Source organism: Metabacillus sp. SLBN-84 (assembly GCF_053629595.1).
This window is the reverse complement of the sequence record NZ_JBRJIP010000001.1, coordinates 2,946,197-2,971,093: the sequence shown is the minus strand read 5'-3', so window position 1 is coordinate 2,971,093 and position 24,897 is coordinate 2,946,197. Positions and strand designations below refer to the sequence as shown.

The 24,897-nt window shown below is 46.5% G+C and carries 23 protein-coding genes; 22 read left to right on the top strand and 1 reads right to left on the bottom strand.

The window, feature by feature from the left end:
• Positions 1 to 48: 48 nt before the first annotated feature.
• Positions 49 to 1,116 carry a DUF3900 domain-containing protein gene (locus RKD52_RS15135; protein ID WP_454100334.1) on the bottom strand — a complete coding sequence of 356 codons (1,068 nt, stop codon included), beginning with the start codon at positions 1,114 to 1,116 and terminating at the stop codon, positions 49 to 51.
• Positions 1,117 to 1,459: 343 nt separating this feature from the next.
• Here RKD52_RS15135 and RKD52_RS15130 point away from each other — a divergent pair, with 343 nt between their 5' ends.
• From RKD52_RS15130 to RKD52_RS15025, 22 genes are all read left to right on the top strand, one after another.
• Entirely contained in the window at positions 1,460 to 2,674 is a 1,215-nt protein-coding gene (locus RKD52_RS15130; protein ID WP_454101244.1) for an acyl-CoA dehydrogenase family protein, read from the top strand.
• Between the two features lie 232 nt (positions 2,675 to 2,906).
• Positions 2,907 to 3,227, top strand: a complete 321-nt coding sequence (locus RKD52_RS15125; RefSeq protein ID WP_426864227.1) for a DUF3870 domain-containing protein — start codon at positions 2,907 to 2,909, stop codon at positions 3,225 to 3,227.
• A 22-nt stretch (positions 3,228 to 3,249) separates the two neighbouring features.
• Positions 3,250 to 4,911 (top strand): sigma-54 interaction domain-containing protein, encoded by a 1,662-nt coding sequence (locus tag RKD52_RS15120; RefSeq protein ID WP_454100333.1) that lies wholly within the window; start codon positions 3,250 to 3,252, stop codon positions 4,909 to 4,911.
• A gap of 109 nt (positions 4,912 to 5,020) precedes the next feature.
• On the top strand, positions 5,021 to 5,563 hold the full coding sequence (locus tag RKD52_RS15115; protein WP_454100332.1) for a DUF420 domain-containing protein: 543 nt from the start codon (positions 5,021 to 5,023) through the stop codon (positions 5,561 to 5,563).
• Positions 5,564 to 5,694: 131 nt separating this feature from the next.
• Positions 5,695 to 6,222 (top strand): sigma-70 family RNA polymerase sigma factor, encoded by a 528-nt coding sequence (locus RKD52_RS15110; protein WP_454100331.1) that lies wholly within the window; start codon positions 5,695 to 5,697, stop codon positions 6,220 to 6,222.
• Positions 6,203 to 7,537, top strand: coding sequence for a DUF4179 domain-containing protein (locus RKD52_RS15105; protein ID WP_454100330.1), 1,335 nt, complete (start codon positions 6,203 to 6,205; stop codon positions 7,535 to 7,537). Before RKD52_RS15110 ends, RKD52_RS15105 begins: the two co-directional genes overlap by 20 nt.
• Before the next feature lie 845 nt (positions 7,538 to 8,382).
• Positions 8,383 to 9,531, top strand: coding sequence for an acyl-CoA dehydrogenase family protein (locus tag RKD52_RS15100; protein WP_454100329.1), 1,149 nt, complete (start codon positions 8,383 to 8,385; stop codon positions 9,529 to 9,531).
• Between the two features lie 19 nt (positions 9,532 to 9,550).
• On the top strand, positions 9,551 to 10,816 hold the full coding sequence (locus RKD52_RS15095; RefSeq protein WP_454100328.1) for an MFS transporter: 1,266 nt from the start codon (positions 9,551 to 9,553) through the stop codon (positions 10,814 to 10,816).
• A gap of 12 nt (positions 10,817 to 10,828) precedes the next feature.
• A complete protein-coding gene (locus tag RKD52_RS15090; RefSeq protein ID WP_454100327.1) occupies positions 10,829 to 12,448 on the top strand; it encodes a long-chain-fatty-acid--CoA ligase in 1,620 nt (539 codons plus the stop codon).
• Positions 12,435 to 13,307, top strand: coding sequence for a 3-hydroxyacyl-CoA dehydrogenase family protein (locus tag RKD52_RS15085; protein WP_454100326.1), 873 nt, complete (start codon positions 12,435 to 12,437; stop codon positions 13,305 to 13,307). The genes RKD52_RS15090 and RKD52_RS15085 overlap by 14 nt, the downstream gene beginning before the upstream one ends.
• A 1-nt stretch (position 13,308) precedes the next feature.
• Positions 13,309 to 14,127, top strand: a complete 819-nt coding sequence (locus RKD52_RS15080) for a 3-hydroxyacyl-CoA dehydrogenase family protein (protein ID WP_454100325.1) — start codon at positions 13,309 to 13,311, stop codon at positions 14,125 to 14,127.
• Between the two features lie 12 nt (positions 14,128 to 14,139).
• Entirely contained in the window at positions 14,140 to 15,288 is a 1,149-nt protein-coding gene (locus tag RKD52_RS15075; RefSeq protein WP_454100324.1) for an acyl-CoA dehydrogenase family protein, read from the top strand.
• Between the two features lie 20 nt (positions 15,289 to 15,308).
• A complete protein-coding gene (locus tag RKD52_RS15070; RefSeq protein ID WP_454100323.1) occupies positions 15,309 to 16,490 on the top strand; it encodes a thiolase family protein in 1,182 nt (393 codons plus the stop codon).
• Between the two features lie 118 nt (positions 16,491 to 16,608).
• Complete coding sequence (locus RKD52_RS15065) at positions 16,609 to 16,881, top strand: PaaI family thioesterase (RefSeq protein WP_454100322.1); 273 nt, start codon at positions 16,609 to 16,611, stop codon at positions 16,879 to 16,881.
• 4 nt (positions 16,882 to 16,885) lie between these two features.
• Positions 16,886 to 17,668, top strand: a complete 783-nt coding sequence (locus tag RKD52_RS15060) for an enoyl-CoA hydratase/isomerase family protein (RefSeq protein WP_454100321.1) — start codon at positions 16,886 to 16,888, stop codon at positions 17,666 to 17,668.
• A gap of 15 nt (positions 17,669 to 17,683) precedes the next feature.
• Complete coding sequence (locus RKD52_RS15055) at positions 17,684 to 18,103, top strand: PaaI family thioesterase (RefSeq protein WP_454100320.1); 420 nt, start codon at positions 17,684 to 17,686, stop codon at positions 18,101 to 18,103.
• Between the two features lie 431 nt (positions 18,104 to 18,534).
• On the top strand, positions 18,535 to 19,359 hold the full coding sequence (locus RKD52_RS15050; RefSeq protein WP_454100319.1) for a M55 family metallopeptidase: 825 nt from the start codon (positions 18,535 to 18,537) through the stop codon (positions 19,357 to 19,359).
• A gap of 13 nt (positions 19,360 to 19,372) precedes the next feature.
• The gene (locus RKD52_RS15045) at positions 19,373 to 20,305 is read left to right on the top strand and encodes an ABC transporter permease (RefSeq protein WP_454100318.1); all 933 of its coding nucleotides are present in this window, start codon (positions 19,373 to 19,375) and stop codon (positions 20,303 to 20,305) included.
• Positions 20,305 to 21,258: an ABC transporter permease gene (locus RKD52_RS15040; RefSeq protein ID WP_029282015.1), complete on the top strand. Its 954-nt coding sequence runs from the start codon at positions 20,305 to 20,307 to the stop codon at positions 21,256 to 21,258. Before RKD52_RS15045 ends, RKD52_RS15040 begins: the two co-directional genes overlap by 1 nt.
• A gap of 4 nt (positions 21,259 to 21,262) precedes the next feature.
• A complete protein-coding gene (locus RKD52_RS15035) occupies positions 21,263 to 22,258 on the top strand; it encodes an ABC transporter ATP-binding protein (protein WP_454100317.1) in 996 nt (331 codons plus the stop codon).
• 32 nt (positions 22,259 to 22,290) lie between these two features.
• Entirely contained in the window at positions 22,291 to 23,907 is a 1,617-nt protein-coding gene (locus tag RKD52_RS15030; RefSeq protein WP_454101243.1) for an ABC transporter substrate-binding protein, read from the top strand.
• Between the two features lie 58 nt (positions 23,908 to 23,965).
• On the top strand, positions 23,966 to 24,895 hold the full coding sequence (locus RKD52_RS15025; RefSeq protein WP_454100316.1) for a S66 peptidase family protein: 930 nt from the start codon (positions 23,966 to 23,968) through the stop codon (positions 24,893 to 24,895).
• Positions 24,896 to 24,897 lie beyond the last annotated feature (2 nt).

The following is a 24,897-nucleotide window of genomic DNA, read 5'->3' as shown; positions in this document are numbered from 1 at the left end:
ATAGACAGATGAGGGGAGAGAAAATTTAATCGTGCGATCTAATGGGAGTTATGACTCCCCTTTCTTTGATATCCTTTCAATTATCGCTCCCAGCTCGTCAGGACGGTGAAATTCAATCGGAGATACCCCTTTTTCAAATTGGATGCTGTCCGCTTCTACGAGAAGAACATATCTTCCGTTGATCTTTCCTAAATGAATGTTTTCCCCGTAGTCTGCCAGGAGTCCTTTTACAGAAGTTTCCCCGAGCTTCATCTTAAGCTCGGCTTCGGGTGTATGCTCCACAATTTGGGCAGCCGCTTCAATGACCTGATGGGTATCCAGACGCTCCTGGATTTCCCGCTTCTCGCTTGCTTCCCAGATTTCCATGTCCTGTTCGAACTGCTGGCGTTCTTGGCTGTTCTCTTCATACGTCTCAAGGACATGCTCCTGGACCATGCTCATGACTTGAGTTTTCATAATCTCAGGCATGGATTCGCCGTATTCGACAAACTTCAGAAAGTCTTCAAAGTAGCGGGCATGTGACGCCTGATGAATTTTAAGCTCACCGGGCTCTGTCATTCCTTCTTCAGGCATGTGGGGGTATTGGATGGATTTCATATTTTTCGTCGTGATTGCCATCTGCACATTGCGGATCAGGGTTGATTCATCCGAAATGGAAGCCACTTTAGGTTCAAAATCACATTTTAAAATAAATACAAATGTATCCTCGAAATACTTCTCAGGAGTTGCCGACAAAACAAGGAATGCACCGCCCCGGACGGCACTTGCATCGAGATAGGCAGAGACGAACCGTTCGCCTGCTTCTTTAAAAGCTTCCTTTGTTTCTGCTGTAAGTGCTCTGTGAAAGAGGTTGTAATTTGGATTAGAATCCAGTTCATATCCCGGTTCCACAACAAAGTGGCCAAGTTTTGTGGGAACCTGCTCGCTCTTAGGATGCTTCTCCACTTTCCGTTTCACAATTTTTTTCAGCTCGCCGTCCAAAAAATCCTTCAGCGCGTTCTGCTCGTACTCCTCCGCCGTTAATGTTTGAAAGTGTTTGTACTGCTTATTGGCATTCTCGTCTTTTCCGTCCACCTGGATCAAATAGAAAGAGAGATAGTTAATCTTAAATTCCACTGGATTCACCTGCTTCTTTTTCAGTTCTTCAAGTGTAAAAGATTGGCCTGTGGGAGTCAATCCGAATGGAGGAGCGGCAGTCTGATAGACTAAAAATATATAGAATTTTCAAAAAAAGATTGCCTGTTTTCGGATTACTGGATATACTTCTAGTAACTAATCGCATTTCACGCCTATGGAATTAGCCTTCCTGTGATCCGTGATGACGGTTAGCACCAGTGAACATATGTTTAAACCTGATTGCTGTTTTGTCTATGGAAGAGATTTCTTAACGTTGACAAAAGCCGGCTGCCTTTTTGCGCAGCCGGCTTTTTTTATCTACTAAAAGGGGATGAAGCAAATGATGAATTTTAACTTGTCTGAAGAACAGAACGCTGTAAGAAAAATGGTCCGTGATTTCGTAGATAAAGAGATTAACCCGTACATTGCGGAGTGGGATGCAGAAGGTCATTTTGAACCGTCCATTTTGAAAAAACTTGCAGATCTTGGCCTGATGGGAATCTGCGTGCCGGAACAATATGGCGGCAGTGCCATGGATTATAATACACTTGCAATTGTGTGCGAGGAGCTTGAGCGCGGCGATACAGCCTACCGCACAGCCGTTTCCGTCCACACCGGCTTAAACAGTTTGACGCTGCTTCAGTGGGGAAATGAAGAGCAGAAGCAGAAATATCTTACTCCGCAGGCAAAAGGGGAAAAAGTCGGAGCGTTCGGCTTAACAGAACCGAATGCAGGATCGGACGTTGCGGCTTTGCAGACTTCAGCCGTTTTGGAAGGCGATCATTACATACTGAATGGTCAGAAGACATGGATTTCTCTTTGCGACTATGCTGACCACTTTCTTGTATTCGCTTACACGGATAAAAGCAAAAAGCACCACGGCATTTCGGCGTTTATTGTAGAGCGCACGATGCCTGGCTTTTCCTCCAAAGCTATTAAAGGGAAGCTTGGCATTCGAGCAGGGAACACAGGTGAAATCTTCTTTGACAACATCCGGGTGCCGAAAGAAAACCTTCTTGGACAGGAAGGGGACGGCTTTAAAATTGCCATGTCCGCTCTTGATAATGGACGGTTTACCGTTGCGGCCGGTGCCTGCGGACTCATTCAGGCATGTATTGAACAGAGCGTCAACTACTGCCATGAGCGGAAAACATTCGGAAAAGAGATTGGCAAACACCAGCTTGTTCAGCAGATGATCGCCAAAATGGAAGCAGGCTATCACATGTCCCGCCTGCTTGTCTTCAGAGCAGGGTGTCTTAAAAACGAAGGAAAACGAAACACAAGGGAAACCTCCCTCGCCAAGTGGCAATCCTGTGATTTCGCAAACGAAGCGGCGAACGATGCAGTACAGATCCACGGTGCGTACGGTTACTCCAATGAATATCCGGTTGAACGATTCCTTAGAAACTCTAAAGCACCTGTTATTTACGAGGGAACAAGAGAAATTCATACCGTGATGCAGGCGGAGTATGTGTTAGGTTACAGAGAAGATAAAACGCTGAGCCATATGCTGCCGAGCTGGCCGTTTGAGGAAATGAAGGAGAAAGTAGAGAGCTGATATTTATCTAATCTCAGAAAAAGAGATAAAAGCAGACTGATTCTTTTTATGAATCCGTCTGCTTGTTTTTTGTTTTAAAATCACTTCTGTTTGCCGCATTATTATCTTGTTCCAAACAGCCTGGCAGACCAAAAAGGGCATATCTCAATTGAAATAGCAGGAATTATGTGAAACATCAAGAAGTATGAAAAGAGATACATATACAAATTAGCCGAAAGAGAGGGACCTCACCATGCACTCACAGACGATGTTTATTGCGGGACATGCGCGCCTGCCGGCAGGAATGGCGGCTAAGAACGTATACGATATGCTGACGATCACGGTTGAAATTGATAAAAGATACGCGGTGATACTGGAAGCTTCCTGCACGCTTGCAACGGAGCACGGAAGGGATTTTGTCGGTCGCCTTCTCCGGGGCTACAGCCTTCAGAACGGGGTGGACGAAGTCACTGAGCATGTCAGGGAACATTATTGCGGAAAAGCCATCCATGCCATCACCGCTGCGCTGTCAGATCTGCATTTTCAGTATCAGCAGCTGAAGATCGAACGGTGAGGACATGAAAGCAGAGACCCTGATGAATATCCCTTTTCCGTGCATGATGACTACAGAAGAGCAGGTGATTGTACAGGCCAATGCCTCTTTAAAGAAGCTGAGTGGCGGCATGGAAACTGAGAGCCGTCATATTAATCAAGTGTTTGATGTGTGGGAAAAGCTGGGCGGCGGGAAGCTGATTCACGCTGCGTGCGGGAACACCAGCTGTATTTTTATAAAAACGTCCATACAGGATTCAGCGGACTGCCTGTATATCGGCACGATTTCGACTGAGCTTGTATCATTGATCGATGAACTGAAGGAATCACAACGGATAAACCGTGAACTGGATGCGATTATTGATAATTCCTATGACGGCATTTATATAACAGATAAAGATGGGGTCACGCTCAGAACGAACCGGGCGATCGAGCGGATTACAGGCATACCAAAGGAATATTACACAGGGAAAAATGTGAACGCTCTTATTGAACGCGGGATTCTTGAAAATTCAGTGACCCATAAAGTGATGGAAAAACGAAGAAGCGTGTCAGTTGTGCAGCTCAACCGGACAGGAAAGGAAACGCTGCTGACAGGGAATCCTGTTTTTAATGACAAAGGTGAAATTGAGAGCATCGTCACGAATATCAGAGACCTGTCAGAACTCAACGATTTGCAGAACGCTCTCAGAAAAGCGACAAAACTCAATGACAGCTATAAAAAAGAAATTGAACGGCTGAAAAGAAAAAACAGCAGCGGTGACGTTATTATCGAGAGCGAAGAGCTTGCCGCCATTTATGAAACGGCTGACCGAATCGTTAATGTAGAAGCGACCGTTCTCATTCTGGGAGAGACAGGTGTCGGGAAGGATGTGCTTGCCCGCTATATTTACAACAGGAGCGGGCGGTCAGATAAAGGGCGTTTTATTAAAGTGAACTGCGGAGCAATCCCCCCGGATCTTCTGGAGTCTGAACTGTTTGGCTATGAAGGCGGAGCCTTTACAGGCGCTAATAAACATGGAAAGCCCGGGATGTTTGAGCTTGCAGATGGAGGCGTCCTTTTTCTGGATGAGGTGGGCGAGCTTCCGCTGAATCTGCAGGTCAAGCTGCTTCGGGTCATTCAGGAGAAAGAAATTCAGCGGGTCGGTGCAACGGTTTCTAAAAAAGCGGATGTCCGGATTCTTGCTGCGACAAATAAGGACTTAAAAGAAATGGTTCATAACGGAGAGTTCCGCGAAGATTTGTTTTACCGTCTCAATGTTATTCCAATTTTCATTCCTCCTCTCCGGAACCGGAAAAACGACATACTGCCGATCGTTTCTTTCTTTTTGGAAAAAGCCAATTTGAAGTACGGCAAGAGCAAACGGATGGAAGCAGCGCTGAAAGATTTTTTTTACACGTACAGCTGGCCCGGTAATGTCCGCGAGCTCGCCAATTTAGTGGAGAGGCTTGTGCTGATCAGTGAAGAGGATGTGCTGACACATAAGAATCTGCCGAATGAGTACAGAGAGGAAGGGCCGATCAAGCTTTCTGAAATTGTCACATTAAAAGAAGCAGCCGAACTTGCGGAAGAAAAAATCCTGACTCTTGCTGTTCAAAAATACAGGACAACGTATGAAATTGCAGAAGCTCTGGACAGCAGCCAGCCTACGATTGTCAGGAAACTGAAAAAGTACGGACTTGCAGTCAGGCAGCCTGTCCACTAATTTGCCTGCGGAACGGCCCATCAGCAGCACATCCTTCATACAATTGTCGAATATTCTGCGCTCTCTCCGTGGTACAATAAAGCATATTGAAACACAAGGAGAGAATTTTATGGAACAGACACATCGCTCAGGCAAGAATTACACGGCGATTATCGTAACCCTTTCCCTTGTCGTCAATGCGGTTATCCTCGGTTTATTCTTTTTGCCGATCGGATACGGCGGCGAGGTTACATTCGATATTCATATTTTCCCGCGCATCAATGCCGTACTGAACAGTTTTACATTTGTCTTTTTAGTTATTGCGCTCGTATCGATTATTAAGAAAAACGTCAAGCTCCACAAAGGCTTCATTCTGGCGGCCTTTACGACAACCCTGCTTTTCTGCGTGTCGTATTTGACGTATCACTACCTTTCAGTTGAAACAACGCGGTTCGGCGGAGAAGGAATCATCCGCAGCGTTTATTTCTTTATCCTGATTACACACAGTTTCCTTGCAGCCATCATCGTGCCGCTTGCGCTTTTCTCACTCGTGTGGGGTTGGACAGGCCAGCTTGACAAGCACCGCAAAATTGTCCGCTGGAGCATGCCGATCTGGCTTTATGTAAGCTTTACAGGTGTTGTTGTGTACTTGATGATTTCGCCGTACTATTAAGGAGCTCAGCTTTTGCTGGGCTTTTTTTTTATGGTTTGTAATGATGCTTGCCAAGTATAATGACTCTAATAGAATTTTTTTGAAACTTTTCCAGCATGTGTTTCCTCTAACAGCTGAAAGGAGAGGAAGAAGTGGACATACATACAGTAAAAAAAGCGATGAAAGGCAATGAAAAAGCCTTTGAAAAACTGATCAAACAGGAAAGTACAAAGCTATATAAAACCGCGTTTATATATGTGAGAAACAAAGAAGACGCACTGGATGTTCTTCAGGACACGGTCTGCAAAGCGTTTATCTCGATCGGAACGTTAAAGCAGCCCGAATATTTCCGTACGTGGCTGATGAAGATTTTAATCAGAACAGCCTTTGAGCTGCTGAGAAAAAAGAAGAAAACGGTGGCGATTGAAAGTGCGTTTCTTGAGAACGTTTCTTATGTGCAAAAGGAAAATGACCTGGATCTTGTCCATGCGATAAGCGGACTTAGTGAAAACTACCAGACCGTTATTCTATTGTTTTATTATCACGATTTACCGATCCGAACAATTTCAGACATGATGGAAAAACCGGAGAACACAGTGAAAACCTATTTGCGCAGAGCTAAAGGTGAGCTGAAAGCAGCCCTTGAAGGAGGAAATGGCCATGAACAAAAACTGGTTTGACAGTCAGATCGATCAAATTGCCGTACCCGAAGACGACATTATGGCAGCCGTGTCCCGCGGAATACATGCGGGCAAACAACAGAAAAAGAAAAAAATGTTCGCTTCTGCCGGAGTTCTGTCGGGATCTGCAGCTGCCATCATCCTTGGAACAGGGTTTTTCTTTGCCCCGGTCAATGGGGTGCTCGCCAGTGTTCCGCTGATTGGATCACTATATGAGCCGTTTTCTTCCTTTACGATAGGAAAAGAACTTGCTTCAGCAGGACTCGTGAATGAGCTGAACGAAAAGGCTGAAAGCGGCGGGATAAGTGTGACTTTAACAAGTGCTTATTATGAAGGAAATGTTGTCGGCATTACGTTTAAAGCAGAAGGGGAAAACCTTCCTAAAGATTGGAAGGAAGGTCCGAATGAACCTGCTTCTGGCTACAGTCTGTCCTTATTTGATGGCAAAGAGTCCAGTCAGTGGGCGGGCAGTCATTCACTCGTTGAAACAGAAGAAGGATACACCGGAGCGGCTGAGTATTATCTGGGTGAAAAGAAGCTTCCCTCGGACTTTACTCTTCCGGTGACATTCACGTCAATTGCCGGCAAAAAAGGCGACTGGCGGTTTGATATACCTTTAAAGCGGATTGAACCTGAGGTACTTGCGGTAAACAGAGTGTCGAAATCAGGAAGCGAATCGGTGACCATACAGTCTGTCGCAAAAGGGAAAGCGACGACGGTGATTGAATACAAAACGGTTCTTTCAAACGAATATGACCATCTCTCTTTTAAGATAGAGGATGCAGGGGGCAAGGAACTGTTCCCAGTCAGCAGCGAGGTGATCCGTTCAGAGAAAAAAGATGGAATGACAGTCACAGACTGGCGCGTGTTATATACGGATGATCTTTTGAAAAATACAGATGTGTTAACGGTTCTTCCTGTGATTGAACGGGATGAGCCTCCGGCCAGCGCAAAACTGTCGCCTTCGCTTGTCGTCGAAAGCAGCCGGTTTGGCTATCAGCTGCGTGTGGAACAGATGAAAAAAGACGGAGATCAGCTCATTGTTGACTATCATTTGGCAAATGCATCTGGTGAGAAATTCAAAAAGGACGTATTTTACAACTTTGCAGAAGGAGTTTCCATTGGGAACACAGAGACACTTATTAACGGCAAGATAAGCAAAGCTGCCGATCAGAAGGAGCTCCGCTTTCAGTCGGTTTATGAAATTCCTTCTGAAACCGATCTGAATGATTTAACATTGTCTGTGCCATTTGGTGTCCTCAGCATGAACAGGCCGTCTGAAAAAATGGAGCCGATAAAGGTTGAACTGCAATAGACCGGTTTGTATCTGATATAAAATGATGCCCCCAACCTATAGTTGGGGGCATTTTTAGTGGGGGCTGTTGATGGTCTATAGATTTGGAATAGTGCCATCAAATCTGGTTCTGCCTGTGTTTGATGGTCCTGATCGCCCGGAAAAGAATCCCCAAGCCGGCAGGAGTCTGTACTTGTTGGTCATGAACATCCTCAGGCCAGCCCCGTACTGAGTTTGTGTTGCTAAATCATTTATAGAACACTTTCGGGCTGGCCCCGCACTGAGTTTGTGCAGCAAACTCATGTTTAGAACACTTTCGGCGGGGCATCGTACTGAGTTTGTGTTGCTAAATCATTTATTGAGCACTTTCGGGCTGGCCCCGCAATGAGTTTGTGCAGCTAACTCATGTTTAGAACACTTTCGGCGGGGCATCGCACTGAGTTTGTGCAGCTAACTCATGTTTAGAACACTTTCGGCGGAGCATCGCACTGAGTTTGTGTTGCTAACTCATGTTTAGAACACTTTCGGCGGGGCATCGCACTGAGTTTGTGCAGCTAACTCTTGTTTAGAACACTTTCTGCGGGGCGCCGCGCTGAGTTTGTGCAACTAATTCATGATTACCCCAAGCTAGCACCAATCAGCCCTTGATGCTCCCGAAGGTTTGGCATAGTACCCTCAAAAAGTCCTCTCCATCATTCATTAATGAATTCTCTGATTCAAAATCGAATCGCAAATACCCTGCAATATCGACAAATTCAATTCAATTATGAATCACCATTTTTTCTGAAACCTGATTCATCAGCATTTTCCGCATTGGCACACTTCTTGCATCAATATAAGCAACAACACAAAAGGGGGATTTAAGGATGCAGGCAACCGTTACACCGGAAATTGAACAAATGAGGAAAATGGTTAGGAGTTTTGTTGATCAGGAGGTCGAACCTTACGCTCAGCAGATTGAGGATGAGGACAGAATTCCGGATCATCTTGTGGAGCAGGCGAAGGATCTGGGACTGTTTGGGATCAGCATTCCTGAAGAGTACGGCGGCATTGGACTGAATGCGGTCGGAAAGGCGGTCGTGCTTGAACAGCTTGGCCATACCCACAACGGGTTTGTGAGTCTGATCAGTGCTCACACAGGAATTGGAAGCACAGGACTGGTGAAGCTCGCATCAGAACACTTAAAACAAAAATATTTGCCGGAAATGGCAGCGGGGAAAAAGATTGCTGCGTTTGCTTTATCTGAGCCGGGTGCAGGGTCTGATGCGACAAATCTTTCGACTCGTGCAGAAAAAAGAGGCAATCAGTGGATTCTGAACGGGACGAAGCATTTTATTACGAATGCGCCTGTTGCGGATGTGTTCACGGTTTTTGCTCTGACAGACAAGGAAAAGGGAGCTAAAGGCGGCATCACCGCGTTTTTAATCGAAAAGGATCTCCCGGGTTTTTCTCTTGGAAAAAAAGATAAAAAAATGGGCCTTCGCGGGTCTCATACGGCGCAGCTGATTTTTGAAGACTGTATTGTTCCTGAGGAGAATGTAATCGGCGAAGTCGGGATGGGATACATGTCGGCACTGAAGATTCTCAGTGAAGGCAGGGTTGGGCTTGCAGCAAGGGCTGTCGGGTCATGCGACAAACTGATAGCGCTTTCAGCATCTTACGCGAAAGAAAGGGTTCAATTCGGAAAACCGATTGCCGACAATCAGGCGATTCAGTGGATGCTTGCGGATATGGCGACTGAAACAGAGGCGGCACGGACTTTGACGTACATGGCTGCAGCGATGATTGATGAAGGGAAAAAAGTAATCAAAGAAGCATCGATGGCTAAGCTTTTTGCATCAGACGTTTTTAACCGTGTTGCGGATAAAGCGGTACAGATCCATGGCGGCATGGGCTATGTTTCCGACTATCCGGTTGAGCGCTTTTACCGTGATGCGCGAATTACAAAGATTTATGAAGGAACGAACGAAATTCAGCGTCTGATCATTGCAAGACGCGTGCTTGAAGAAAATTAGGCGACTGGGGGGAATCAACATGCGCTGGACTGTGCTTGTACTGCTGTTTTTCGGAATGTTCATTAACTTTGCTGATAAATCCATCACTGGACTTGCGGCTGTGCCGATCATGAAGGAATTTAACCTTTCCTATGCCGACTGGGGTCTTGTGGGAAGCAGCTATTACTGGCTGTATCCGGTGACGGGTATTTTCGGGGCTGCCTGGGCAGACAGGGTCGGAGCAAAGAAAGTGCTTGGTTTCCTGATGCTTACGTGGGCGGTGCTGCAGATTGGAGTGCTGGCCATTGCCGGTCTTCCGCTGCTTTTGCTTTACAGGTTTTTGCTCGGAGCGTTTGAAGGTCCGTTCAGTCCGATTGCCTATAATCACGCCAATACGTGGTTTCCGCCGAAGCTTCGCGGCCTGGCGAATTCCGTAGTCGTATCAGGAGCAACTCTTGGAGCAATGGTCGCCGCTCCGATTTTAGTCGCACTGATTCACATGTTCGGCTGGAGGGTTGCGTTTGCAGTCCTTGGTCTGGCAAGCATTGTGTGGTTTGTGGCGATTCAGTTTACCAGAGATGTTCCTCGTGCAGATGAGCTTGAAGAAAACGAAAAGCCGAAAGTGAAGAAACTTGAAAAGCTTGATTTGAAAGCCTTTATGCTGATGCTGTCAAAGCCTTCCGCTCTTTTTACGACTCTTGCTTATTTTTCAACCTATCTTCTTGTCGTCTGGTTTGCCGTCTGGCTGCCTGTTTACCTTGTGAAGGTTGTCAATATGAGCAGCATGGAAATGGGTTACGCCGTATCAGGAATCGGTCTCGTTTCAGTTGGCGTTTATATCGGAGTATCTGTTTTATCAGACAGAATGTTTAAGAAAAACAAAGACTGGAAGACCTCGCGCGTATACGTTGTCGGTTACGCCATGATTATCGGGGCCGTGCTTCTTGCTTCTACTGCTCTTATCACAAACGCAGTCTGGGTCATCATCGCTATGTGCCTTGCGAAAGGTCTTACATATGGGATTCTGACGATAGGACCGACAATTATGATTCAGCTGCTGCCTGACAGAGGAAATCTTATGACGAGTATTCTGACGTCTTCAGGGAATCTTGCCGGAATTGTAGGTCCGCTTATTACAGGGTATATCGTTGCTGCCGGCGGAGAAAACAGTGCAGCGGGGTTCGACTGGTCCATCTTGTTTATGGCCGGCCTGATCGTTTTGTTCGGAGTCTTATTTACTGCATTTGTCAGACCGCAGCAGAAAATCGATCTTGCGCCCGATCAGCAGGCCGCAATTGGCAAGTAGGAGGGATGCAATTTGAAAAAAGAAAAAGAACGGCCCTGGCACTCTTTTTATCAGCACAGGGATGTCCATCTGCCTGAGGAATCTCTCTACATGCTGCTGCAGAATACAGCAGAGAGATACGGAAATCAGACGGCCATTTTGTTTGAAGGGGAAGAGATGTCTTATTTGGAGCTTAAGGACAGGGTTGACAGGCTGGCAGGATCCTGGAAGGAACTGGGACTCGCAAAAGGGGACCGTATAGGCCTCATGCTTGCCAATCACCCTGATTATGTTGTTTCGTACTATGCTGCACATGCACTTGGTCTTGTTGTGGTTCAGATTAATCCGATGTATACGGCACGCGAACTGATCCAGATTGTAATGGATGCAGAAGTAACATCTATAGTTGCTGATGCAGCCGGAAGAGAAACCATCAGGAAAATCAGTGATATCTTCACATTCACCTATACATTTGGTTCTCAGCTGGAGCAGCAGGATGATTCATTTTACGATCTTGATCAGCTGATTGAATCCGGGAAGCCTCTCCATCAGCCGGAAGGAATTGATGCAGCGGAAGATGTGGCGGTCATTCAGTACACAGGCGGGACAACCGGGAAAATGAAAGGCGCCATGCTCACTCACTACAACCTGACCGCAAATGTGTATCAAAGCTATTTGATGTATGGCGACTCCATGATTCAAGGAGAGGAAACCGTCCTTATCGCTACGCCTCTCTACCACGTTTACGCAATGACAAGCGGGATGAATCTCGGCATCTTCATAGGCGGAAGGCTTCTGCTTTTCAGAAAGTTTGAGATTGATGATGTTCTTGAAAAAATCAAGGAACACAGACCGACTTTCTTTCCGGGTGTTCCAAAGATGTATATTGCCTTTGTCAATCATCCTAAAATTGAGGAAGCTAAGCTCCATTGCCTAAAGCTGTGCTCATCAGGATCCGCTCCGCTTCCCGTTGAAATCATTCAGCGCTTTGAAAAGCTGACAGGCACAAGAATCGGAGAAGGATTCGGTCTTTCCGAAGCTTCACCTTCCACCCACCGCAATCCGCCTTTTGGAAAGAGGAAAATCGGCAGCATCGGCATTCCTGTTCCCCTGACAGACTGCATGATTGTAGATGAAGACAACAGGGAGCTTGGTCCAAAAAGCGTAGGGGAGCTGCTGATCAAGGGGCCCCAGATTATGAAGGGCTACTGGAAAAATGAAAGCGAAACACATGCAGCCCTCCAAAACGGCTGGCTGTACACGGGAGACCTCGCGACGATGGATGAAGAAGGCTATTTTTACATCGTCGGCCGGAAAAAGGAAATGATCATTCTTGGCGGATTTAATATTTATCCACAGGAGGTTGAAGGTGTCCTTTATGAGCATCCGGATGTAAAAGAAGCTGCTGTAGTAGGTTTGCCGGATGAAGAGCACGGAGAGAGAGTCAAAGCTTATGTTGTTCCTAAAGACGGAAGAATAATAGATGCAGAGGAAATAAAAGGATACTGCTATACAAAGCTGACACCTTATAAAGTGCCGAAGCAGTTTGAAGTAAGGGAGAGCCTCCCGAGAAACACGGTGGGAAAACTGCTGAAGCGGCTGCTGATTAAAGAAGAAAGCGAAAGAGGGGAGAATGAAAATGAAGGTTCATGAGATTGCTGTGATTGGTTCAGGAACAATGGGATCGCAGATAGCTATGGTGTGTGCGCTTTCCGGCTATCCTGTAACGCTTCAGGATGTAAGTGAGGAGAGTCTGGCAAAAGCAAAGGATTTTCTTCAGCAGCAGATGGATAAGCGGGTGAAAAAGGGGAGATATACAGCTGAAGAAACGGATGCTGCATTCAGCAGAATTTTATTTACCTCAAGCTTGGCAGATGTTAGGGATGCCGACCTTGTCATTGAGGCAATTGTTGAAAAGCTGGATGTGAAAAGAGAACTGTTCAGGCAGCTGGATGACCTCACGCAGCCGCATGCCATTTTGGCTACAAACAGCTCGACAATCGTAAGCTCGAAACTAGCTGATGCAACAAACCGCCCTGAAAAAGTCTGCAACATTCACTTCTTTAACCCCGCCCTTGTCATGGAGCTTGTAGAAGTGGTAAAAGGGCCGCATACATCAGAAGAAACAGCAAATACGGCGATGGAATTTGTTAAAACCATTAAAAAGACTCCTGTTTTATTAAAAAAAGAGATTTCCGGTTTTATAGCCAACCGCATATTAGGCAAGCTCATGGATGAAGCTGTCTTTCTGCTTGAGAACGGCTATGCCTCTCACGAAGAAATTGATCTTGTGTGCACGAAAGCTTTGAACCATCCGATCGGTCCTTTTGCCCTGATGGACCTGACAGGTATTGACGTCAATTACTTTGTCCGCATGCAGCGCTATGAAGAGAGCGGGGATGAACGGGACATGCCAGCAAAAATAGTCCGAGAAAAAGTGCAGTACGGAGAACTCGGCCGGAAGACCGGAAAAGGCTTCTATACGTACGAAAAGGCCCCTGTGGAGGGATAGTGTGAAAAAAATCAGTGTGATCGGTGCAGGAACGATGGGGCGCGGCATTGCCTATGCGTGTGCTGCTGCAGGCTATGAAGTGACCGTTCAGGACATTTCAGAACAATCTTTGGAAATGGCGCGATTTTATATCAGCAGACAAGCTGAAAAAGCCGGTTTAAGCATAGAGAAAGCAAACCTTGCATTTACAACTGACATGAAATCAGCCGCAGAGGAGGCAGACTTAATTATAGAAGCCGTTCTTGAATTAATGGATCTTAAAATCAGTGTGTTTAAAGAGCTTGACCGGTATGCAAAGCCTTCAGCCATTCTTGCGACGAATACATCAACCATGAGTCCGACTGAAATTGCAGCGCAGACAGGCAGACCGAAGCAGTGCATTGCCCTGCACTTTTTCAACCCTGTCCCTAAGATGAAGCTGATTGAAGTCATATGCGGACTTGAAACATCTGATGAAACGGTTGAAAGCTGCTTTCATTTTGGCGAAAAACTTGGAAAAGAATGCGTGAGAATTAATGAATATCCGGGTTTTGCGGTCAGCAGGATGAACTGCCTGATCGGCAATGAGGCAATGACCATGCTTATGGAGGGTGTCGGATCTGCTGAAGACATCGATAAAGCAATGAAGCTTGGATTAAATCACCCTATGGGCCCTCTCGAATTAGCGGATCTGGTAGGACTTGATACAAGGCTTCGCAACATGGAATATTTGCATCAAACACTCGGTGAAAAATTCCGCCCCTGCCCGATTCTTGTGAAATACGTGAAGGCCGGCTGGCTTGGAAAGAAAAGCGGCCGCGGTTTTTATACTTACAGCTAGGAGGCCATGCATATGAATTTTCAATTGGATGAGGATATTCAGCTGTTAAAGCGGGGTGTCCGGGACTTTGTTCAAACAGAGGTTGAAGCTGCTGCGATGGAAATTGAAGAATCAAATGCGATCCCTGAACGGATCATTGCCATGTCAAAAGAACTCGGCTTATTTGGATTAAGTATTCCGGAAGAATACGGCGGCCTCGGCATTGGTATGGTTGGAAAGTGTGCCCTGTACGAAGAGATCGGCGCTACACATAACGGTTACACCACTCTGATTGGCGCTCATACAGGAATCGGCACTGTTGGAATTGTGGAGATGGGAAATGAAGAGCAAAAACAAAGATATCTCCCCAAAATGGCAGCCGGAGAGCAGATCGGGGCGTTTGCACTGACCGAGCCGAGCGCCGGATCCAATGCGACAAACCTGAAAACAACAGCTGTAAAAAGAGGCGATAAATACATCCTGAACGGGACGAAGCATTACATTACAAATGCCACGGAAGCTGGTGTTTTCACTGTAATGGCTGTTACGGATCCTGCAAAAGGGCCGAAGGGAATCACCTCCTTTATTGTGGAAAAAGATTTCCCCGGCTTTCAAGTAGGGGCTGTTGAAAAGAAAATGGGTCTTCGCGGGTCACATTCGGCTGAAATCATCATGGAGGATTGTGAGGTTCCTGCTGAAAATGTGCTGGGCGAGGAAGGACAGGGGTATGTGAATGCCCTGAAAATTCTTGCCAATGGAAGAGCGGGCCTTGCTGCGAGAAACCTTGGTTCATGTCAAAAATTGCTCGACCTTTCCATGCTTTATGCAAAGGACAGGGTGCAATTTGATGTCCCGATCTTTGAGCATCAGGCCGTTTCTCACATGATTGCGGAGATGGCCATGGAAATTGAAGCTTTGCGTTCTTTTACTTACAGGGTCGCCTGGATGGTTGATGAAGGCATGAAGGTCATTAAAGAAGCAGCCATGCTGAAGCTGTTTGGATCAGAGGTGTACAACAGAATTGCTGACAAGGCGGTTCAGGTGCACGGCGGAATCGGGTACATTGCGGATTATCCGATTGAACGTTTTTTTCGTGATGCAAGAATCACAAGGATTTATGAAGGCACGTCCGAGATCCAGAAGAACATCATTGCAGGCCAGCTGAAAAAGCAGTATCAGTAACAATTGAAAGGGTGAGGGGTATGGATCCGATTATTATTGCAAGTGCTGTCCGGACAGCGATTGGACGGTATGGAGGGACTTTGAAGGACGTAGAGGCAAGCGTGCTCGCGACCAGGGTCATTCAGGAATCAATTGTCCGCGCGGGTATAACGCCGGAACAGGTTGATGAAGTCATTTTAGGAGAAGTGAGACAAACGACTATGGCATCAAATGTTGCCAGGGTGGCAGCGCTCCGTGCGGGAATTCCTGAATCTTCACCCGCCTTTTCCATCAACCGCCTCTGCGCATCCGGCATGCAGGCCATCGCATCAGGGGTTCAGCAGATCATGTCAGGACAGGCTGAGATTGTTGTGGCCGGAGGCACGGAAAACATGAGCCAGGCTCCCATTTATTTGAGAGGATCACGCTTTGGAGGAGATACTGCTGTTCTTGTAGATTCAAACAAAGAGAATGGGCAGCAGCCTAGAGAAATATACGGTGAGCACCTCGGAATGGGAATAACAGCTGAAAATGTAGCAGAAAAGTATGGCGTTTCAAGGGAAGATCAGGATGCTTTCGCAATTGAAAGCCAGCGGAGAACAGCGGAAGCCGTTAATCAAAAGGTTTTTGAAGAGGAAATCGTACCTGTTGAAGTGCCGAATAAAAAAGGCTCGGTTTTATTCAATACAGATGAGCACCCCCGTCCGGAATCAACCTATGAAAAACTGTCACAGCTAAAGCCCGCTTTCCGCAAATCAGGAACTGTGACAGCAGGAAATGCGTGCGGAAGAAATGATGGGGCTGCAGCCGTTGTTCTGATGAAAGAGAGTAAAGCAAAAGAGCTTGGTATTATGGCGATGGCAAGAATCACGGATTGGGCAGCAGCTGGCGTTTCCCCGGAAATTATGGGGATCGGACCCGTTCCGGCCGTAAGAAAACTGCTCGAGAGAACGGGAAAATCCATAGAAGACATCGATTTATTCGAAGTGAACGAAGCCTTTGCTTCCCAGGCTCTGGCCGTCATAAGAGAACTTGGACTCGATTCTTCGAAAGTAAACGTAAACGGCGGAGCGATTGCACTCGGTCATCCCCTTGGGGCTACAGGTGCAAGAATAACGGTTTCTCTGCTTCATGAAATGAAGCGGTCCGGCAAAAAGACCGGCATTTCAACACTCTGCATCGGCGGCGGACAGGGTATGGCCCTGATGCTGGAGCTCGTATAAATGAAAGCTCCGGACATGGTGCATTCCTCGTTTTTCAGCCATCTATCGATGAAAAGAGAAGAGGATCAAGGGGATGCTGTTGTTGTTTCAGTTGAAACGAGCAGGGAGCATTTGCTTGATGATGAAACGGTTGGGGACCGGTGTGTTTTACACACTGCTTGATATTGCCATGGGGACGGCAGCATCACTCGCAGGAGCAGCTCCGACTGCAACAATCGTTCTGAGTACATCGATTCTAGACCCGTCACCTTCTCCTTTTTTTACCTGTACAGCTAAGGTTATTTGCTCCAGGGACGGGATGTCGTCTGCAGAAGGCTGGGTATACAGATCAGATCAGACATTGGCAGCAATTGGCCACGGAGATTTTAAATTACTGAAAAAAAGGGGCTGAAACGATGAATGCTTTTGCAAATATTGAAGTGAAAAAATCGGGGAACCTTGCCTATTTGATTATTAACCGTCCTGAGCGCAGGAATGCATTAAACAAAGAAACGCTTGATGAAATGACCGAAGCTCTTCAGGAACTGGCAAAAGACGATGAAACAGGCTGCGTCATCTTTACAGGAAGCGGCGAAAAATCATTTGCTGCAGGAGCTGATATTGGCCAGCTGAAAACGCGGACTGCCCTGGATGTCTTTAATCCTGGAGGCATGCAGCAGGTATACGACTACATAGAGTCATATGAAAAGCCGACGATTGCCATGGTCAATGGGTTTGCATTAGGAGGAGGCTGCGAGCTTGCTATGGCCTGTGACATCCGCATTGCTTCTGAACATGCGAAGTTCGGCCTGCCGGAACTGAATCTGTCCATTATCCCAAGTGCGGGAGGAACCCAGCGGCTTGCAAGACTGATAGGAAAAGGCCCAGCGATGAACATGATTCTGAGAGGGAAGATCATTGATGCAACTGAAGCCTATCGCATAGGCTTAGTGTCTGAGGTTGCAGGAAACGGACAGCTGCAGGCGCAAACAGAAGAAGCGGCAAAGGAGATTCTATCGAAAGGGCCGCTTGCTGTGAAGCTTGCCAAACTTGCCGTGCATGCGGGCTTTGACGCTGATCAGAGAACGGGTCTCCTGATTGAGAAGCTCGCCCAGGCCGTTCTGTTTTCCACAGAGGATAAAAATGAGGGAACGGCAGCTTTTTTAGAAAAACGGAAGCCGCAGTTTACGTCAATGTAGAAGGGGGGACATTTTATGGCAACGGCAATGGACGTGAAAGAAATAAGGCGGAGCTTTGAGGAAAGTCCTTTTTTTCAGCACATGGGAATCGACATCGTGCACTTTGAGGAAAATGAAGTGAAAATCAAGCTTGAGATGAAAGAGTATGTCCTGAATGCAAACGGCACACTGCACGGAGGCGTACATGCCACCATGCTTGACTATGTCCAGGGCATGCTCCTCAGGTCTGTGTCGAAAACAAGGTGTGCAACCATGAATTCCAGCATCCAGTACCTTGCACCGAGCACGGGAGGAGAAATCTATGCGGAAGGAAAGATTCTTCAGCTGGGATATAAGACGGCTTTTATGGAAGGTGAAATAAGAGATTCAGAGGGGAAGCTGCTTGCAAAAGGCTCCGGAACGTTCAAGCTGATAAGAGAAGGGGAAAATGATTAGGCAGACGAAATTTATGCACTGAAAATAGGTAGGGAGACTAATTGACTGTTTTTCGGCTGCCGAAATAACGGGCAGGAAATTCAAAGTATGCTGATGGGAAAAAGGAGAACAGTCTTCTTTGAAATAAATGCCAATCCTGTGAGATAGAGAAAGAGTTCCTTTGTTATCAAGGATTCTTTCTCTTTTTTTGAACATTATTGTTTTTTGGAACAGCTCTTAAACTCATTCTTTTACTCTATCAAAGGGGAGAGGAAATAGGATGGTTTTCATGTTTGAATTTAGTAGAAAAGTAATGAATTGGGACTTATTAACTATGGAAGAACAAGGAAGTTCATTCGTATCTATGCATTTTTATGTAAATGTTATTGTAAAGTAATGATTTATAATTTATAATTTTAAGAAAATTAGAAATAAAAACAGGGGGAATACAGGTGAAGGTATATGTCTCAGTTGACATGGAAGGAATCACTGGACTCGCTGATGAGACACATGTGAATTCATCTAAGCTCAATTATGAAAGAGGCCGTAAAATCATGACAGGGGAAGCGAATGCTGTCATAGAAGCAGCTTTTGAATCGGGGGCAAATGAAGTCGTGGTCAATGACAGCCACTCGAAAATGAACAACCTCCTGATTGAAGACCTGCACCCCGATACACAGCTGATCACGGGTGATGTAAAGCCGTATAGTATGGTTCAGGGGCTCGACGGCAGTTTCAGGGGAGCTGTTTTCACGGGTTATCATGCACGTGCTTCAAAAAAAGGGGTTATGTCCCATACGATGATTTTCGGTGTGAGAGAAATCTGGATCAATGATGTGGCCGTCGGTGAACTGGGATTTAACGCCTATGTTGCAGGCTATCACGGAGTTCCGGTCATCATGGTTGCAGGAGATGACCAGGCAGCTATGGAAGCGGAGGCTCTTATTCCGAACGTCACAACCGCAATTGTAAAGGAGACGATTTCACGATCAGTTGTTAAATCTCTTACTCCTCAAAGAGCACAGGAGCTGTTAAAAGAGAAGACGGCACTTGCCATTAAGAATAGAGAACATGTAAAACCGCTCACTCCTCCAGACCGTCCCCTCATGGCCATTGAATTTGCCAATTATGGACAGGCTGAATGGGCAGCGCTCATGCCGGGAACAGAGCATAAAGAAAACACCACGATTGTCACGTTCCAGGCCAGGGACATCCTGGAAGCCTACCGCGCAATGCTTGTGATGACGGAACTGGCTATGAGAACGACATTCTGTTAGGAAGTGGGATAGCATGAATACATACTTTGTAAAACGCCTGATTTCTATGGTTTTGACAATCTGGCTGATTATTACTCTTACATTTGTTCTGATGCATACAATCCCGGGTTCTCCTTTTAACGAAGAGAGAGGCACGAGCGAAGCTGTCCAGCGTAATCTTGAAGCTTTTTATCACCTGGATGAGCCGCTGCCGGTTCAATATGCGATGTACATGAAGTCGCTTGTCACATTTGATTTTGGCCCTTCAATCAAAAAGTCGTCACAGACGGTTAACGAGCTTCTCGGCCGAGGATTTCCGGTGTCGTTTGAGCTTGGAATTGTCACCTTGACAGTTGCCGTATTTTCAGGAATTGCTCTTGGCGTGATTGCTGCATTGCGGCATAACGGATTTATTGATTATCTTGCCATGACCATAGCGGTGCTTGGAATTTCTGTTCCAAACTTCATTATGGCCACACTGCTTATTCAAAACTTTGCGGTTAACTGGAACATCCTACCTGCTGCTACGTGGTCAAGCCCGCTGCATATGATTTTGCCGACCCTTGCGCTTGCAACTGGGCCAATGGCGATTATTGCCCGTCTGACGCGCTCAAGCATGCTTGAAGTGCTTACTCAGGACTACATAAGAACAGCGCGGGCCAAAGGACTTTCTCCAGTCAAAATCGTTTTCAAGCATGCCTTGAGAAATGCTCTTTTGCCGGTTGTGACTGTCCTTGGAACGCTCGCAGCAAGTATTTTGACAGGAACATTCGTCATCGAAAAAATCTTTGCAATACCGGGTATGGGAAAATATTTCATTGAAAGCATCGGCACGAGAGACTATCCCGTCATTATGGGAACGACAGTCTTTTACAGCACCATCTTAATCGTGATGCTGTTTTTAGTAGACATAGCGTACGGAATTCTTGATCCGAGAATTCAAGTGGCAAAACGGGGGGGACGATAATGGAACTGAACAAACAGCACGATCCGCACCTGTCCCGGGATATTCCTGATGCATGGTTTGCCCCTAAAGGCAAAGACAGCAAAGCAGCAGAAGCGGTTGTAAGACCTAGTCTCTCCTACTGGCACGATGCCTGGAGAAGGCTCCGGAAAAATAAACTGGCTATGACAGGCCTCATCTTTTTGATTTTTATAACGTTAATGGCCATTTTCGGCCCATTGATTTCACCTCACTCCGTCAGAACCCAGGTGCTGACAGATCAAAACCTGCCGCCGTCTGCGAAATACTGGTTCGGTACAGACGAGCTTGGCCGCGATGTGTTTACAAGAACGTGGTACGGGGCAAGAATCTCCCTGTTTGTAGCGGCCATTGCTGCTCTGATTGATTTTGCAATCGGAGTTCTGTACGGCGGGATTGCCGGCTACAAAGGCGGAAAGACAGATCATTATATGATGCGCGTGGTCGAAGTTTTATACGGGCTTCCGTACCTTCTTGTCGTCATTCTTTTGATGGTTGTGATGGGACCCGGTCTTTTCACCATCATTGTTGCACTAACAGTGACCGGATGGATCGGCATGGCACGAATCGTGCGTGGACAGGTCCTGCAGATCAAAAACTATGAATTTGTGCATGCTTCCAAATCATTCGGCACGAAAACAAGCAGAATCATCAGGAAAAACCTGCTTCCGAATACGATGGGTCCAATCATCGTGCAAATCACGCTTACTGTCCCGTCTGCCATTTTCGCAGAAGCATTTCTAAGCTTTCTCGGTCTCGGTATTCAGGCTCCGTTTGCGAGCTGGGGCGTTATGGCAAGTGATGCCCTCTCGACAATTCTAACTGGACATTGGTGGCGCCTCTTTTTTCCTGCCCTGTGCATCTCCCTGACGATGTTTGCGTTTAACGTGCTTGGAGACGGACTGCAGGATGCGCTTGATCCAAAGCTAAGGAGGTAGCAGCATGACGAAAGTACTTGAAGTAAATGATCTCCATGTTTCGTTTCAGACGTATGGAGGCACTGTAAAAGCTGTCCGCGGAGTAACATTTGACCTCCGCAAAGGAGAGACTCTTGCCATCGTCGGAGAATCAGGCTGCGGAAAAAGCGTTACATCCCAAAGCATTATGCGTCTGATTCCCGAACCGCCAGGCAGCATTGACTCAGGTTCTATTCTCTTTAAGGGGAAGGATCTGACAAAGCTGAAGGAAAAAGACCTCCGGAAAATAAGGGGCGCTGATATCTCGATGATTTTTCAGGATCCGATGACAGCACTGAATCCTACCCTGACAATCGGCGATCAAATTATGGAAGGCATCATGCAGCATGAGAGCATGTCAAAGAGCGAAGCAAAGAAAAAAGCGCTTGAGATGATGAACCTCGTCGGCATACCAAGTCCTGAAAGCCGTATGAAGCAATACCCTCATCAGTTCAGCGGAGGGATGAGACAGCGGATCGTCATTGCGATGGCTCTTGTCTGCGAACCTGAGGTACTGATTGCAGACGAGCCGACAACAGCCCTTGATGTCACCATACAGGCCCAGATCCTTGATCTTTTCAGAGACATTCAGAAAAAAACAGGTGTCTCGATTATCCTGATCACGCATGACCTGGGAGTTGTGGCCCAAGTCGCGGACAGAGTGGCTGTCATGTATGCAGGGAAAGTGGTGGAGGCAGGCTCAAGAAGAGAAATCTTCTATCAGCCGCAGCACCCGTACACAAAAGGACTTCTCCGCTCGATACCGAGACTTGATATCGAAGGGGAAGAGCTTATCCCGATTGCGGGTTCGCCTCCTGATCTCTTTTCGCCTCCGCAGGGATGCCCGTTTTCCGCAAGATGCGAGCATGCGATGGAGGTTTGCGACAGGATCTATCCATATACGTCAGCCCTGAGCAAAGAGCACCACGTAGACTGCTGGCTGCAGGACAGCCGGGCTTTAGCCGCAGCATCAATGAAATAACATATAAATCAAACAATAAGAGGGGGAAGATGATGAAAAAGTGGTTGGCAATGTTCCTGACGGCCATGCTTGTATTTGTGCTTGCAGCATGTACGGCCAATGAGAGTGCAGGAAATGAGACAGACAAAAAAGAAAAAGACGAAGAGAAGATTCTGTATTTAAATAACGGGGCTGAACCAACATCCTTTGATCCGGTCATCGGATTTGATGCAGTTTCCTGGAATGCGCTGAACAACCTTATGGAGGGTCTTACCCGTCTTGGCAAAGATCACGAGCCTGAAGCGGCAATCGCTGAGAAATGGGATGTGTCGGAAGATGGCAAAACATACACATTCCACATTCGCGAAGACGCCAAATGGTCAAATGGCGACGATTTGACAGCAAACGATTTCGTTTTTGCCTGGAAGCGTCTTTTAAATCCTGAAACTGGATCAGGGGCAGCTTTCCTCGGTTACTTCATTGAAGGCGGAGAAGCCTATAATAGCGGAACTGGATCAGCAGACGATGTGAAAGTAAAAGCAGTTGACGAGAAAAAATTTGAAGTGACATTAATCAGCCCGCAGGCTTATTTCCTTAGTGTTATTGCAAATCCTGCCTTTTTCCCGGTCAACGAGAAAGTGGCTACAGAAAATCCTGAGTGGTTTGCAGAAGCCGATTCATTTGTAAGCAACGGACCTTTCACGCTTGAGTCGTGGGAGCATGATAAAGAATTTGTCATGAAGAAAAATGATCAGTACTGGGATGCAAAAAACGTGAAGCTTGACGGCGTCCACTGGGCAATTGTAGAAGATACAAACACAGAATACCAGCTTTACCAGACAGGTGAGCTAGATTCGTCTGACGTACCTGCTGACCTTGCCGATACACTTTTTGAAGAAGGAAAAGCAAATGTTGAGGAGCAGGCGGGAGATTATTTCTACCGTATGAATGTCACACTTGAACCATTCCAGAATGTCAACATCCGCAAAGCGTTCGCAATGGCTGTTGACCAAAAGCAAATCGTTGATTTTGTAACGAAGAACCAGGAAACAGCAGCTTACGGCTTTGTATCGCCGGGCTTTAAAGATCCTTCAGGAAAAGATTTCCGTGAAGTCAGCGGCGATCTCGTTAAAACTGACGCAGCTGAGGCGAAGGCCCTTTTAGAAAAAGGCATGAAGGAAGAAGGCTATGAAACACTTCCTGAAGTAACACTTACGTACAGCACAGATGACACACACAAAAAGATTGCTGAAGCTCTGCAGCAAATGTTCAAAGAGAACCTTGGCGTGGACGTGAAGCTTGCAAATCTTGAAGCAAACGTATTTGCAACAGACCAAAAAGCACTGAAATTCCAATTGTCACGCAGTTCGTTCCTGGCAGACTATGCAGACCCTGTGAACTTCCTTGAGAACTTCCAGACTGGCCACAGCATGAACCGCACAGGCTGGACAAACGCTGAGTACGATCAGCTTATTAAGGACTCAAAAAATGAGTCAGATGAAACAAAACGCTTTGAAATGCTTTACAAAGCTGAAAAGATCTTGTTTGATGAAGCACCGATCATTCCAATTCATTTCTACAACCAAGTGTACCTTCAAAATGAAGATGTATCAGGCATCGTCCGTCACCCTGTCGGATACCTTGAACTGAAATGGGCAGATAAGAAGTAAGCTGTGCAAAAGGGGTGTTCACATGAACACCCCTTTTGTCTATAAAGGAGAATGAACGATGATCAAAGCTCAAGCCTTAAAAAAGGGAGACACGGTCGGAATTATTTCCCCGGCAAGTCCCCCGAATAAAGAAAACCTTAAACGCTCTCTCTCATTTCTGGAAAAGAACGGTCTGTCTTACCGCTTTGGAAAGCACGCTCAGGACGAGTACGGCTACCTTGCAGGAAAAGATGAAGACAGGGCGGCAGACGTGAACAGCATGTTTGCAGACGAAAGCATCCAAGCGATTATTTGCGCATGCGGCGGATTTGGCACGGCGAGAATGGCATCTCTCTTAGACTATGACCTTATTAAGAAGTATCCTAAAATTTTCTGGGGATACAGTGATATTACATTTTTACATACAGCCATCAGACAAAATACCGGCCTTGTCACCTTCCACGGACCGATGCTGAGTTCTGATTTTGGAGAAGAAAAAGGCGTTTTGCCGCTGACAGAATCCTATTTTCAGCAGCTGTTTGACGGCAGCAGCATCACATATGACGAATCCATTTCACCTCTTGAGGTCATGACAGAAGGGGAGGCTGACGGGGAGCTTACGGGAGGCAATCTTTCACTGCTTGCAAGCTCACTTGGAACGCCTTTTGAAATTGATACTGCCGGAAAACTGCTTCTAATCGAAGATATTGATGAAGAACCTTACGCGATTGACCGGATGATGAACCAGCTTTATTCAGCAGGCAAGCTGACCGAGGCAGCAGGCATTGTCGTGGCAGACTTTCACAATTGTGTTCCTCAAAAACGAAAACGCTCTATTCCGCTTGACGAAGTGCTGGAACATTATGTTGGTCTATCAGGCAAACCTGCCATGAAAGGGTTCAAAATCGGGCACTGCAGTCCCAATATTGCTGTGCCGCTCGGAACGAAAGCTGTCATGAATACAAAAACGAAAACCTTAACCATTCAAAGCGGAATCTCGGGAGTCTGATG

Excerpts from the sequence above, each read along its gene's own strand:
- RKD52_RS15040 (WP_029282015.1), top strand. The coding sequence starts at position 20,305 with ATGGAACTGAACAAACAGCACGATCCGCACCTGTCCCGGGATATTCCT.
- RKD52_RS15075 (WP_454100324.1), top strand. The coding sequence starts at position 14,140 with ATGAATTTTCAATTGGATGAGGATATTCAGCTGTTAAAGCGGGGTGTC.
- RKD52_RS15035 (WP_454100317.1), top strand. The coding sequence starts at position 21,263 with ATGACGAAAGTACTTGAAGTAAATGATCTCCATGTTTCGTTTCAGACG.
- RKD52_RS15055 (WP_454100320.1), top strand. The coding sequence starts at position 17,684 with ATGGCAACGGCAATGGACGTGAAAGAAATAAGGCGGAGCTTTGAGGAA.
- RKD52_RS15095 (WP_454100328.1), top strand. The coding sequence starts at position 9,551 with ATGCGCTGGACTGTGCTTGTACTGCTGTTTTTCGGAATGTTCATTAAC.
- RKD52_RS15070 (WP_454100323.1), top strand. The coding sequence starts at position 15,309 with ATGGATCCGATTATTATTGCAAGTGCTGTCCGGACAGCGATTGGACGG.
- RKD52_RS15105 (WP_454100330.1), top strand. The coding sequence starts at position 6,203 with ATGAACAAAAACTGGTTTGACAGTCAGATCGATCAAATTGCCGTACCC.
- RKD52_RS15130 (WP_454101244.1), top strand. The coding sequence starts at position 1,460 with ATGAATTTTAACTTGTCTGAAGAACAGAACGCTGTAAGAAAAATGGTC.
- RKD52_RS15060 (WP_454100321.1), top strand. The coding sequence starts at position 16,886 with ATGAATGCTTTTGCAAATATTGAAGTGAAAAAATCGGGGAACCTTGCC.
- RKD52_RS15120 (WP_454100333.1), top strand. The coding sequence starts at position 3,250 with ATGAATATCCCTTTTCCGTGCATGATGACTACAGAAGAGCAGGTGATT.
- RKD52_RS15085 (WP_454100326.1), top strand. The coding sequence starts at position 12,435 with ATGAAGGTTCATGAGATTGCTGTGATTGGTTCAGGAACAATGGGATCG.
- RKD52_RS15025 (WP_454100316.1), top strand. The coding sequence starts at position 23,966 with ATGATCAAAGCTCAAGCCTTAAAAAAGGGAGACACGGTCGGAATTATT.
- RKD52_RS15115 (WP_454100332.1), top strand. The coding sequence starts at position 5,021 with ATGGAACAGACACATCGCTCAGGCAAGAATTACACGGCGATTATCGTA.
- RKD52_RS15100 (WP_454100329.1), top strand. The coding sequence starts at position 8,383 with ATGCAGGCAACCGTTACACCGGAAATTGAACAAATGAGGAAAATGGTT.
- RKD52_RS15125 (WP_426864227.1), top strand. The coding sequence starts at position 2,907 with ATGCACTCACAGACGATGTTTATTGCGGGACATGCGCGCCTGCCGGCA.
- RKD52_RS15045 (WP_454100318.1), top strand. The coding sequence starts at position 19,373 with ATGAATACATACTTTGTAAAACGCCTGATTTCTATGGTTTTGACAATC.
- RKD52_RS15030 (WP_454101243.1), top strand. The coding sequence starts at position 22,291 with ATGAAAAAGTGGTTGGCAATGTTCCTGACGGCCATGCTTGTATTTGTG.
- RKD52_RS15065 (WP_454100322.1), top strand. The coding sequence starts at position 16,609 with ATGATGAAACGGTTGGGGACCGGTGTGTTTTACACACTGCTTGATATT.